Here is a 12075-nt window from a genome sequence, read left to right on the forward strand (position 1 = left end):
CATCGCATCGAGTGGGGCTCCGAAGACGGTGCCACACGTATGAAAGTCACCCAATGTCGCTGGCTGACTTTGCCGCGTCAGCAAGTCGCCTACCTGTCAAACGCCATTTTGAAGAGCCGTGGCAGCAGCGCTGACAGCCGTATGAGCGCCAACTTGAACGGCAGCCATCGAAATCAAAACGACCACAACGGCCTCTACAACGATCACGGGCCGGCGCCTCCACGCAAGGAGCAGGAGCGCTTTTAAGAGAGTACCGGTTGAATGACCCCGTGTCTTGAGCAGGCGGATACCGCGCTCCAAGCCAGGAACAGGACTAAAGGCTCTGTCGGCAAACTGAGACACGTTTGCGAACCAGGACAGAGCTGCAGTGATGGCACAGGCATAGAACGCGCTGGTGGCACTCCAGTTGCTTAGATCGATTCGACCGAAGTCGAGACGGAACCAAAACAGCACCGCAACCGACGTCATCAAAATGGTGGGCGTCAGATTCCGAAGAAACTCCAAAAATGCCCCTCTTCCTGCGCCGAGGATGTGCATCAAGTCTCCTTGTTTCTTCTTTCATCTCACGACACGATATAGGCCCCGGCCCCCACACACAGCAGCTTCCCGTCCGCCCCCATGAAGGCCATGCGCGTGTTCGCCACCCGCGACCCCAGCCGCAGCACTTCGGCGCTGAGCAGGAAGTACTCGCCGACACAAGGCCGCAGGTAGTCGATGCGCAGGTCGATGGTGCCCAGCTTGCTGAAGCGCTGCAGGCGTTGCAGCGGTTCCTCGTTCATGTGGCGCGCGCCGTTGGCGGCCACGCAGGCCAGGCCACCCATGGCGTCGAGCGCGGCGCTGACCACGCCGCCGTGCACGCGGCCGTGCTGGTAGTGGCCGATCAGGTCGGGCTTCATGTCGATGCGCGCCGTCACGCCCTCGGGCCGGATGGCCTCGATCTTCAGGCCCAGCACCTTGTTGAAGACGATCTTGTTCTCGAACAGGTCCTTGAGCACGGCGATGAACTCGGGCTCGAACTCGACCGGGGCGGAGGCGGGGGCGGCGGTGTGTTTGCTCATAGGCCCCATTGTCGTGCGGCCAGTTCTTTCATGATTTCCTCGGCGCCGCCGCCGATCATCATCACCTTCACCTCGCGGTACACGCGCTCGCTCACCGTGCCGCGCATGTAGCCCATGCCGCCGAGGATCTGCACCCCGGCATCGGCGCAGAACTGCATGGTCTGCGTGGCGTGGTTCTTGAGCAGGCAGACGTTGGCGACCCAGTCGGCGCCGTCGTCGCCCGCGTCCACGCGCGCGCCCAGCGCGTCCAGCCAGGCCTCGGTGGAGCGGATGCGCATCTGCATGTCCATCAGCTTGTGGCGGATCACCTGGCGCTCGATGAGCGGTGCGCCGAAGGTGCTGCGCTGCCGGGCCCAGGCCAGGGCTTCGTCGTGGCAGGCCTCGGCAAAACCGAGCGCCATGGCGGACAGGGCCAGGCGCTCGCCGTTGAAGTTGCCCATGATCATGCGGAAACCCGCGCCCTCCGCGCCCAGGCGGTAGCGCACGGGCACGCGCACGCCGTCGAAGCGCAGGTGGGCGGTGTCCGAGCACAGCCAGCCCATCTTCTGCAGCGCGCTGCGCGAGATGCCGGGCGCGTCGCAGGGCACCACGAGCATGGAAATGCCACTCGCACCCTTGCTCTGGGGGTCGGTGCGCACGGCGAGGGTGATCCAGTCGCAGCGCATGCCGGAGGTGATGAAGACCTTTTCGCCGTCGACGACGTACTCATCGCCCTCCAGCCGCGCGGTGGTGCGCAGGGCGGCCACGTCGGAGCCGCCACCGGGCTCGGTGATGCCCAGGGCGGCGATCTTCTCGCCGCGCAGCACGGGTGGAATCACCTCCTGCTGCAACTCGGGCGTGCCGTGCGCGAGCACGGGCGGCAGGCCGATGTTGTGGGTGAACAGGCTGGCCATCACGCCACCGCTGCCGCCGTACCGGGCGAGCGTGCGCGACATGGCGTTGCGCGCGCCCCAGGGCGCGGGCGTGCCCCCCAGGGGCTCGGGGTAGCCCAGGCCCAGCAGGCCGATCTCGGCGGCCTGGCGGTGCAGCGAGCGTGGCAGTTCGCCCGCGTCTTCCCAGGCAGGCACGTTCGGGGCGATGGCCTGCGTGGCGAAGCGTTGCACGGTATCGACCAGCGCGGTGCGGTCCTCGGCGGTGAAGGTGGGGGCGGCGGTGTTCATGCGGCAAACGTCACCAGCAATTGCCCGGGCGCGACCTGCTGGCCCGCCGCCACCGAGAGTGCTTCCACGGTGACGTCGCGCGGCGCGGCCAGGGTGTGTTCGAGCTTCATGGATTCGATGACCAGCAGCGGCTCGCCCTTGGCGACGGCGGCCCCCGGTTGCGCGTGCACCGCGATGAGCTTGCCGTTGAACGGCGCGCGCAGTTCGCGCGCGGCGGACGCCCCCCCGGCGCGCTCGCGCGGCGCGAGACTGAGGTCGGTGAGCGCCAGCGTGTGCGCACCGGCTTGCGCCTGCCAGCGGCCCGCGCCCAGCGGCGCGGCGGCCACGGGCCAGGTGACGCCGCCGATGACCACACGGCCCGGGGCCACGCGGGCGGACACGGTGCGTTCGCCCCATGCCACGCTCAGGGCGCCCTGCCCCAGCTCCTGCACCGAGAGGTCCAGCACCTGGTCGCCGTGCAACCAGCGCAGCGGGCGGGCGAAGGGGCACGGCAGCGCCGCGGCGGGCGCCTGCGCGCCGAACACCGCCGCGAGCACACCGGCCAGCACCGCGTCGGGCGGGTGCAGCAGCATGGCGCGCACGGTGTCACCTTCTTCGGCCAGGAAGGGGATGAGTGCCCCGCCTTCGTGGAACACGGGGTGGCGCAGGCAGGCCGCGAGGAAGGCCCGGTTGGTCGGCAGGCCCAGCACCAGGGTCTGGTCCAGCGCATGGGCCAGGCGGTCGATCGCCTCCCGGCGGGTGGGCGCATGGGCAATCAGCTTGCCAAGCATGGCGTCGTAGTGCGGGCTGACCTCGCTGCCGGTTTCCAGCGCGTGGTCGAAACGCAGGCCGCGCGGCAGCGGCGGCTCGGCGAAGCGATGCACGCGCCCGGTGTGCGGCGTGTGGTGCTCGTCCTCCGCGCACAGGCGCACCTCGATGGCGTGGCCGTGGAAGCCGATGGCCTCCTGCGCCAGGGGCAGCGGCTCACCGCGCGCCACGCGCAACTGCCATTCCACGAGGTCGAGCCCGGTGAGGGCCTCGGTCACCGGGTGTTCCACCTGCAGGCGGGTGTTCATCTCCATGAGGAAGAACTCGTTCCCCTCCACCAGGAATTCCACCGTGCCCGCACCCACATACCCCGCGGCCTGGGCCAGCGCGACGGCGCAGCGGCCCAACTGTTCGCGCAGCTCGGGCGAGACGGCCGGGCTCGGCGCTTCCTCGATGATCTTCTGGTGCCGCCGCTGCACCGAACAGTCCCGCTCGCCCAGGTGGACACAGTGGCCGTGCGCGTCGGCGAACACCTGCACCTCCACATGCCTCGGCCTCAGCAGGGCGCGTTCGATCAGCAGGTCGCCGTTGGCAAAGCCCGCCAGCGCCTCGGAGCGCGCGCCCTTGAGCGCGGGCAGCAGCTGCGCGGCCTCGTGCACCAGGCGCATGCCGCGCCCGCCGCCGCCGGCCACGGCCTTCACCATCAGCGGGAAGCCGACGCGCTGCGCCTCGGCCACGAAGGTCTCGTCGCGCTGGTCATCACCGAAGTAACCCGGCAGGCAGGGCACGCCGTGCCGCACGGCCAGCGCCTTGGCGGCGGACTTGCTGCCCAGCGCGCGGATGGCCGCCGGCGGCGGGCCGACCCAGGTGAGGCGGGCGTCGATCACGGCCTGCGCGAAATCGGCGTTCTCGCTCAGGAAGCCGTAGCCCGGGTGCACGGCGTCGGCCCCGGTGGCCACGGCGGCGTCCAGCAGGCGGTCCACGCGCAGGTAGGAATCGGCCGAGGCCGCACCGCCCAGCGCGTAGGCGCTGCCGGCTTCGCGCACGTGCAGGGCGCCGGCGTCGGGTTCGGAGAACACCGCCACGGTCTCGATGCCCATGGCGTGCGCGGTGCGGATGATGCGGCGGGCGATCTCGCCGCGGTTGGCGATGAGCAATCGTTTCATGGCTTCGGCGCCCAGGGGGCAGGCTGCTTTTTCGCGAAAGCGTTCAGACCACCGGCCGCCTCCGGGCCGCGCAAGGCGCTGGCGAAAGCGATGGCGGCCTCATTGCGCAGGTCGGGCACCTCGCCACGCAGGCGCTGCAACAGGCGCTTGGTGCCGGCCACGGCGCCGGGCGCGGCGCGCTTCATGGCCTGCACGCGTTCGGGCAACGCGGCGGCCAGCGCCCCGTCGGCCACCAGCTCGTCCACCAGGCCCAGCGCCTGCGCCTCGGGCGCGCGGTAGCTCCGGCCTTGCAGCAGCCACTGGCGCGCGGCGGCACCGCCCAGGCGCTGCCACACGAAGGGCGCGATCTGCGCCGGCGGCAGGCCCAGCGTCACTTCGGGCGCGGCGAAGCTGGAGCGCTCGGTGGCGATGACGTGGTCCGCGCAGCACACCAGGCCCAGACCGCCGCCCATGGCGGCGCCGTCCACGGCGCACACCAGCAGCTGGGGCAGCGCGCAGAGCGCGTGCAGCACGTCGCCGAAACCGCGGTTCAGCGCGATCAGCGGGTCGTCCTCGCCCGGCTGCAACGGCTGGCCGATGGCGCTGGCGAAACTGCCCAGGCTGCCGCCGGCGCAGAAGGCCCCCGGCGCGCCGGTGAGCACCACCACGCGCAGCGTCGAATCCTGCTGGGCGCGCAGGCAGGCCTCGTACAGGCCCACCACCATGGCGTCGCTCAGGGCGTTGCGCGCGGCGGGGTCGTTGAGCGTCCAGCGCTCCACGTCGCCCGCGCGCTCGACCAGGAAAGGCGCGCCGCTCACTTCTGCGGCCTTTTGGCGATGCCCATGATCTTGCTCAGAATGCCCATCATCACCTCGTCGGCGCCGCCGCCGATGGAGGCCAGGCGGCCGTCGCGGTACATGCGCGAGACCTTGTTCTCCCAGGTGAAGCCCATGCCGCCCCAGAACTGCAGGCAGGTGTCGGGCACGATGCGGTTGAGCCGGCCGGCCTTGAGCTTGGCCATGGTGGCCCACTCGGTCACGTCCTCGCCGGCCACGTAGTGCTCCACCGCCAGGTAGGTCAGCGCGCGCAGGCTCTCCACCTCGGTCTTGAGTTCGGCCAGCTTGAACTGCACCCACTGCTGGTCGGCCAGGCTGGTGCCGAAGAGCTTGCGGTCCTGCGCCCACTCCACCGTCCAGCCGATGCAGTTGGTGAGGCTCTGCAGCGTGCTCGCCGCGCACCACAGGCGCTCTTCCTGGAACTGCTGCATCTGGTAGATGAAGCCCGAGCCTTCGGTGCCGATCAGGTTGCGCTGCGGCACGCGCACCTCGTCGAAATAGATCAGGCCGGTGTCGCTGCTGTTCATGCCGATCTTCTTGATCTTCTGCGCGACCTCGATGCCCTTGACCAGCTTGCCGTTCTCGCGCATGCGCACCATCACCAGGCTCTTGTTCTTGTGCGCGGGGCCGTCGCCGGTGTTGACCAGCATGCACATCCAGTCGGCCTGCAGGCTGTTGGTGATCCACATCTTCTGGCCGCTGATGAGGTAGTCGTCGCCGTCCTTGCGCGCCACGCTCTTGATGGCCGACACGTCGCTGCCCGCGCCGGGCTCGCTCACGCCGATGCAGCCCACCAGGTCGCCCGCGATCGACGGCGCGAGGAACTCGCGCTTGAGTTCCTCGCTGCCGAAACGCGCCAGCGCGGGCGTGGCCATGTCGGTCTGCACGCCGATGGCCATGGGCACGCCGCCGCAGTGGATGTGGCCCAGGGTCTCGGCCATGGCCATGCTGTAGCTGTAGTCCAGCCCCGCGCCGCCGTAGGCCTCGGGCTTGGTCAGGCCCAGCAGGCCCAGGTCGCCCAGACCCTTGAAGATCTGATGCGCCGGCATCATCTCGGCCGCTTCCCATTCGTCCACGTGCGGGTTGATGTGCTCGTCGATGTAGCGCTTCAGGGTCTTCTGCACTTCGCGGTGTTCGTGGCTGAACTGCATGGTCTTGTCTCCGTCGGTGGTTTTGAATGGGGAAGGGGTCGGTGGCTACATGCGGGCCACGCCGAACTGCATGCGCCGGGGTTCGCGCGCGGCGGCCTCGGCGCAGGTGTCCAGGCAGAAGGCGAGCACGGCGCGGGTGTCGCGCGGGTCGATCACGCCGTCGTCGAGCACCAGGCCGCTGGTGTGGAAAGCGTCGGCCTGGCTCTCGAACACGTTGACGATCTGGTCGAACTGGGCCTGCATCTGCGCCGGGTCGGGTGTGATGCCTTTGCGCGCCATGCCGGCCTCGGCCACGATCTGCATGGTGCGCGCGGCCTGCTCGCCGCCCATCACGGCCGTCTTCGCCTGCGGCCAGCTGAACAGGAAACGCGGCGAGTAGCCGCGCCCGCACATGCCGTAGTTGCCCGCGCCGAACGAGGCGCCGCACTGGATGGTGATCTGCGGCACGGTGGCGTTGGTCACGGCCTGGATCATCTTGCTGCCGTGTTTGATCATGCCGCCCTGCTCGCTGTCCTTGCCCACCATGTAGCCGGTGGTGTTCTGCAGGTAGATGAGGGGATGACCGAGCTGGCACATCCACTGGATGAAGTGCGTGGCCTTGTTCGCGCCCGCCACGTCGATCGGACCGTTGTTGCTGATGAGGCCCACCGCATGACCGCCGATGCGCGCCTGCACGCACAGCGTGGCGGCGCCGTAGAGCGGTTTGAATTCGAGCAGCTCGGAGCCGTCCACGATGCGCGCCATCACCTCGCGCATGTCCACCGGCTCGCGGTGGTGGGCGGGCATGAGACCCAGCAACTCGTCGCGCTCGAACACCGGCGCGGGTGCGGGCGCGGCCGGCGGGCCCTGCCAGCCGATGCGCTGCAGCAGGTCGCGCGCGATGCCCAGGGCCTGCCGGTCGTCCTCGGCCAGGTACTCGCCCAGGCCCGACACGCCGGTGTGCATCTCGGCACCGCCGAGTTCCTCTTCGGTGGCCACTTCGCCCGTGGCCGCCAGCAACAAGGGCGGCCCGGCCAGGAAGGCGCGCGAACGGCCGCGCACCATGACCACGATGTCGGAGAGGCCCGGCATGTAGGCGCCGCCCGCCGTGCCCGAGCCGTGCTGCACGGTGATGACGGGGATGCCCGCCGCCGACAGCCGCGCGAGGTTGCGGAACAGCGAGCCGCCCAGCACGAAGCCCTCCACCTTGTACTTGGTGAGGTTGGCGCCCGCGCTCTCCACCAGGTGCACGAAGGGCAGCCTGTTCTCCAGCGCGATCTCCTGCACGCGCAGGATCTTCTCCAGCCCGCGCGCCTGGATCGCGCCCGCGTCGATGCCCGAATCGCTGGCCACCACCATGCAGCGCACACCACCGATGAAGCCCATGCCCGCGACCATGCCGCCGCCGGGCACGGACTTCTCCGGGTCCTTCGTGTCCTGCAGGTAGCCGGCCAGCGTGCACAGCGGCACGTAGGGCGCGCCCGGGTCCAGCAACAGGGCCACGCGCTCGCGCGGCAGCAGCTGACCGCGCTTGTCGAACACGGGCTTGGACTTGGCCGAGGTCATCGCGGCGCGGTCTTCGAGCGCGCGCAGCTGGGCGATGCGCGCGAGCATGGCTTCGCTCCGTTTCAAGGCCTGCGAGCTCTGAGGGTTGAAAGACGACTCAAACATCCTGGAACACCTTGGGCACGACGTAACGATGAAAACCATCGAAGGGTTTGACGGCGTCGCGGCCCTGCGCCTCGGCCGGTGCGGCCACCTGGCCCCAGCCCATGCGCACCTGCGGGCGCGCGCCGTCCACGCGCAGCACCGTGCCGCTGATGAAGCTGGCCGCCGGGCTGAGCAGGAAGACGATGGCAGCGGAGGTTTCGGCCTCGTTGCCGAAGCGCCCTGCCGGCACCGTCTCGCGCATCTCGCGCAACATGGGCCCGGCCTCGGGCGGGTAGTGGTCCATGCCGCTGGAGGCGATGTAGCCCGGGGCCACGGCGTTCACGCGCACGCCGCTGCGCGCCCATTCCAGCGCGGCGGTTTCGGTGAAGTTCACCATGCCCGCGCGCGCCGCGCCGCTGTGCCCCATGCCGGGCATGGAGCCCCACATGTCGGCCACGATGTTGACGATGGCGCCGCCATGGGCCTGCATGCTCTGCACGTAACACTCGCGCGCGAACAGGAAGCCGCCGGTGAGGTTGGTGTCGATCACCGCCTGCCAGCCCTTGGCGCTGATGTTCTCCAGCGGGGTGATGTACTGACCGCCGGCGTTGTTCACCAGCCCGTCGATGCGGCCATGCGCCCCCACGATGGCCGTCACCACGGTGCGCACCGCCTCTTCCTGGCGGATGTCGCAGGCATGGAAGCTGGCGCGGCCGCCGTCGGACACGATCTCGCCAGCGGTGTCCTGCAGCTTGGCGAGGCTGCGCCCGATCAGCACCACGTGCGCGCCCAGGCTGGCGAGCTCGTGCGCGGTGCAGCGGCCGATGCCCGAGCCGCCGCCGGTGACCACGACCACGCGGCCGTGCAGCAGACCCGGCGCGAAGGCCGAACGGTAGTGAGAGGGGGAGGTCATGCCGGCTCCTTCAGAAAGAGTTTCAAGGCCGATTCGGTGAGCTCGTCGAGCGAGGCGCGCGAGCGCGCCTTGGCGCTGCGGCCCGAGGGCGGCACGTACCACTGGGCCGACCAGTTGAGCGCGCCGAAGATCATCAGGCGCGCGAGCACCGGTTCGGCGCCGAGCTGGCCTTGCGCGTGCAGCGCCTGCAGCTCGGGCACCCAGTCGCCCTCGTAGCGGTCTTTCAGGCGGTTGACCTCGCCGCGCTGCGCGGTGCTGAGCGAGCGCCATTCGTAGAGCATCACGGGGATGAAGTCGCTGTCGGGTCCGAGCAGCACCTCGAAGTGGTTGCGCATGAGCGCGCGCAGGCGTTCGCGCGGCGGGGCGGCGGGCGGCAAGCCGGCCAGCGCGGCCTGCTGGCGCTGCAGCGCGCCCTGCATGCCTTCGAGCATCACCGCACCGAGCAGCGCCTCCTTGCTTTCAAAGTGATAGAAGGGCGAGCCCGATCGCATGCCCACGGCGGCGGCGATGTCGCGCGTGCTGGTGGCGGCGAAGCCCTGCTGGCGGAACAGGCGGGCGGCGCCGGCCACCAGTTCGCGGCGGCGATTGCCGTCGTCGCGCTCATCGGCGGTCTTGCGCGGTCGGCCGCGCGGGCGGCGCGGCGCCTCGGCGGCGGGGGGAAGGTCGGTGTCGGCCAGGCTCATGCGCGGCACGATAGCAGCCGGCCCTATTTTCAGCAAGCACCTGCTTTGTAAAAATAACCGCCGCCTGTCGCCCGCCCGACAGGGCATCGACCGGCGCTACGACGGGCGGATCGCGGCTTGTTCCGACCCTGCCGGCCGCTGCACCGCCTGCGCCTCCTCGAAGATGCGGTCGAGCAGCAGGGGAATCTCGAACAGCGCGCGGTTGTCCATGCGGCGCACCCGGGTCCGATGGCCTTCCAGATCGGCCAGCAGGCGCGCCACCGCGCCGTCGATGCCGCGGAAGCTGCGCAGCACGATGCCCAGGCCGTTCTCGCGCACCCAGTGCGCGTTGTAGCGCTCCTGCGGCATGGTCCAGGCGTTGTCCACCACGATCACGGGCAGGCCCTGCTGCACCGCCTCGCTCAGGCTGCCCGGGCCGGGCTTGCCGATGAAGAAATCGGCCAGGCGCATGTAGCGCGGCACCTCGCTGCTGAAGCCCACCACGCAGCGCGGTGCGCCGCGCGGCAGCGCCTGCAGCCGCGCGGCCAGGGCCTTGTTGTGCCCGCAGATCAGGATCAGCTGCGTGCTGGCGCTCAGGCGCTCGGCGATGCCCAGCATGGCCTTGGAACCATGGCCGCCGAACATCACGATGCCGGTGGGCCGAGTGGGATCGAGCCCGAGCTGGCGCAGCTCCTGCTCGCGGTCGAGCCGCATGGGCTGGTAGAACTCGGGCCGGATGATCATGCCGGAGGTGGCGTGCACCCGCCCGGCCGCGTGGCCCAGGGCAAGCGCCTGGTTCACCGCGCGCGGCGTGCCGCAGACCAGGTGCTGGCGCTGGTCGCGCTCGATCCAGAAGCTGGGCGGCACGTCGGCCAGGTCGGTCAGCACGGTGACGTAGGGCACGCCGGGCAGCGAGGCGCCCAGGCTCTCGACCATGGCGCGGTTGAAGTTGGGCACCAGCGAGACCACCAGGTCCGGCTCGGTGCGCAGCCAGTGCTGCTGCAGCTGGCGCAGCAGCATGGGGTGCGCCAGGCGGATCAGGCCTTGCAGCAGCTTGAGTTCCTGCGCCATGCCGATGGTCCAGCCGCGCGCGAGGCGCCGGTTGTACCAGTCCTCCGGCGCGCTGCCGGTCATCTGCTGGAACTTGGCCTTGGGGTCGAGCACCTCGAAGAGGTTGACCAGCCGCACGTTCCAGGGCGTGGGCTGTTCGCGCAGCACCGCCTCCAGAGCCAGGGCGGAAGCGCGGTGGCCGCCACCGGCATTGAAATAGATCAGGTCGACGGTTCGCATGGGCCGATTGGATCGGTGGTTTGTGTCAACGGTGTGGCAGCCCTCGGGACCGCGCCGACAGCCGACCGGGGCTGGCATTCAACTTGCATGACACCTTGTATCCAAGATGGAATGCCTGTTCATGGTGCAAGACACGCTTTCTCTTCCTGCCGCAGCCGACCCGTGGGCGAAGCTCTCCGAGCCCTTCGCGCCCGAGGCCTGGATCCACCGGCCGGCGCGGCCGCTGGCCGGGTCATCGGAGGGAGCGCTCGCCGGCCTGAGCTTCGCCGTCAAGGACAACATCGACGTGGCGGGCTGGCCTACCACGGCCGCCTGCCCCGCCTTCGCCTACACCGCCAGCGCGCACGCCAGCGTGGTGCAAACCCTGCTCGATGCTGGTGCGACCCTGCACGGCAAGACCAACCTGGACCAGTTCGCCTGTGGCCTGAACGGCACACGCTCGCCCTACGGCGCCGTGCCCAACGCGATCAACCCTCTGTATGTGTCGGGCGGCTCCAGCTCGGGCTCGGCCTATGCCGTGGCCACGGGCCAGGTGGACTTCTCGCTGGGCACCGACACCGCCGGCTCGGGCCGCGTGCCCGCCGGCCTGAACAACATCGTGGGCTTGAAACCCTCGCGCGGCCTCATCAGCGCGCGCGGCGTGGTGCCGGCCGCGCAGGCGGTGGACTGTGTGTCCATCTTCACCACCACCGTGGCCGGCGCGGCACGGGTGCTGACAGCCGCCATGGGACACGACGCGGCCGACCCCTACTCGCGCACGCTCGCGATGGCCGGCACGCCCTTTGGCCCCACCTTTCGCTTCGGCGTGCCGGCGCAACCCGAGTTCTTCGGCGACACCGCCGCCAGCGCGGCCTACGGCGATGCGCTCGCGCAACTGGTGGCCATGGGCGGCGAAGCCGTGCCGCTGGACTTCACGCCCTTCGCCACCTGCGCCGAGATGCTGTACGGCAGCGCACTGGTGGCGCAGCGCTACGAGGCGATTCGCAGCTTTTTTGACGCACACGAAGACGAGGTGATGGAGCCGGTGCGCGGCATCATCGCCGCCGGCCGAGGCTACAGCGCGGCCGACCTGGTGGCCGCGCAGACGCGGCTGGCCGCGCTCGGGCAACAGGCGGGGGCGCTGTGGCAGGGCATCGATCTGCTGGTGGTGCCCACCGCGCCCACGCACCACACCATCGCCCGCATGCAGGCCGACCCGGTGGCGCTCAACCGCCAGCTCGGCGCGTACACCAACTTCGTCAACCTGCTCGACTACGCCGCGCTCTCGGTGCCGGCCAGCCTGCGCGCCGACGGCCTGCCTTTCGGCGTCACGCTGATCGGGCGCTGCGGATCGGACTGGCAGCTCGCCGAACTCGGTCAGCGCTTCCACCACGCCACCGGCCTGCCCCAAGGCGCCACGCGCATGCCTTTGCCCCCGATGCAAGCCATTCCGGGGCTCGCCCCAACCTTTCTTTCCCAACCCTCCAGGAGCCCCGCATGAAACA

The 12075-nt window shown here is 70.1% G+C and carries 11 protein-coding genes; 1 reads left to right on the plus strand and 10 read right to left on the minus strand.

Features of this window, described 5'->3' with window-relative positions:
- Positions 1-96 precede the first annotated feature (96 nt).
- From AC07ZS_RS16635 to AC07ZS_RS16680, 10 genes are all read right to left on the minus strand, one after another.
- On the minus strand, positions 97-537 hold the full coding sequence (locus tag AC07ZS_RS16635; protein ID WP_494799637.1) for a hypothetical protein: 441 nt from the start codon (positions 535-537) through the stop codon (positions 97-99).
- 26 nt (positions 538-563) lie between these two features.
- Positions 564-1058, minus strand: coding sequence for a thioesterase family protein (locus AC07ZS_RS16640; RefSeq protein WP_494799638.1), 495 nt, complete (start codon positions 1056-1058; stop codon positions 564-566).
- The gene (locus AC07ZS_RS16645; protein WP_494799639.1) at positions 1055-2218 is read right to left on the minus strand and encodes an acyl-CoA dehydrogenase family protein; all 1164 of its coding nucleotides are present in this window, start codon (positions 2216-2218) and stop codon (positions 1055-1057) included. Before AC07ZS_RS16645 ends, AC07ZS_RS16640 begins: the two co-directional genes overlap by 4 nt.
- Positions 2215-4131: an ATP-binding protein gene (locus AC07ZS_RS16650; RefSeq protein WP_494799640.1), complete on the minus strand. Its 1917-nt coding sequence runs from the start codon at positions 4129-4131 to the stop codon at positions 2215-2217. The genes AC07ZS_RS16645 and AC07ZS_RS16650 overlap by 4 nt, the downstream gene beginning before the upstream one ends.
- The gene (locus AC07ZS_RS16655) at positions 4128-4928 is read right to left on the minus strand and encodes an enoyl-CoA hydratase/isomerase family protein (protein ID WP_494799641.1); all 801 of its coding nucleotides are present in this window, start codon (positions 4926-4928) and stop codon (positions 4128-4130) included. Before AC07ZS_RS16655 ends, AC07ZS_RS16650 begins: the two co-directional genes overlap by 4 nt.
- The gene (locus tag AC07ZS_RS16660; protein ID WP_494799642.1) at positions 4925-6097 is read right to left on the minus strand and encodes an acyl-CoA dehydrogenase family protein; all 1173 of its coding nucleotides are present in this window, start codon (positions 6095-6097) and stop codon (positions 4925-4927) included. The genes AC07ZS_RS16655 and AC07ZS_RS16660 overlap by 4 nt, the downstream gene beginning before the upstream one ends.
- 45 nt (positions 6098-6142) lie before the next feature.
- Positions 6143-7747, minus strand: a complete 1605-nt coding sequence (locus AC07ZS_RS16665; protein WP_494799643.1) for an acyl-CoA carboxylase subunit beta — start codon at positions 7745-7747, stop codon at positions 6143-6145.
- On the minus strand, positions 7740-8639 hold the full coding sequence (locus AC07ZS_RS16670) for an SDR family oxidoreductase (protein WP_494799644.1): 900 nt from the start codon (positions 8637-8639) through the stop codon (positions 7740-7742). The genes AC07ZS_RS16665 and AC07ZS_RS16670 overlap by 8 nt, the downstream gene beginning before the upstream one ends.
- Positions 8636-9322: a TetR/AcrR family transcriptional regulator gene (locus AC07ZS_RS16675; RefSeq protein ID WP_494799645.1), complete on the minus strand. Its 687-nt coding sequence runs from the start codon at positions 9320-9322 to the stop codon at positions 8636-8638. The genes AC07ZS_RS16670 and AC07ZS_RS16675 overlap by 4 nt, the downstream gene beginning before the upstream one ends.
- 96 nt (positions 9323-9418) lie before the next feature.
- Positions 9419-10591: a glycosyltransferase gene (locus AC07ZS_RS16680; protein WP_494799646.1), complete on the minus strand. Its 1173-nt coding sequence runs from the start codon at positions 10589-10591 to the stop codon at positions 9419-9421.
- Positions 10592-10712: 121 nt separating this feature from the next.
- Here AC07ZS_RS16680 and atzF point away from each other — a divergent pair, with 121 nt between their 5' ends.
- On the plus strand, positions 10713-12071 hold the full coding sequence (gene atzF / locus AC07ZS_RS16685) for an allophanate hydrolase (RefSeq protein ID WP_494799647.1): 1359 nt from the start codon (positions 10713-10715) through the stop codon (positions 12069-12071).
- Positions 12072-12075 lie beyond the last annotated feature (4 nt).

The sequence above is a fragment of the Hydrogenophaga sp. GW456-12-10-14-TSB4 genome (genome assembly GCF_059424305.1).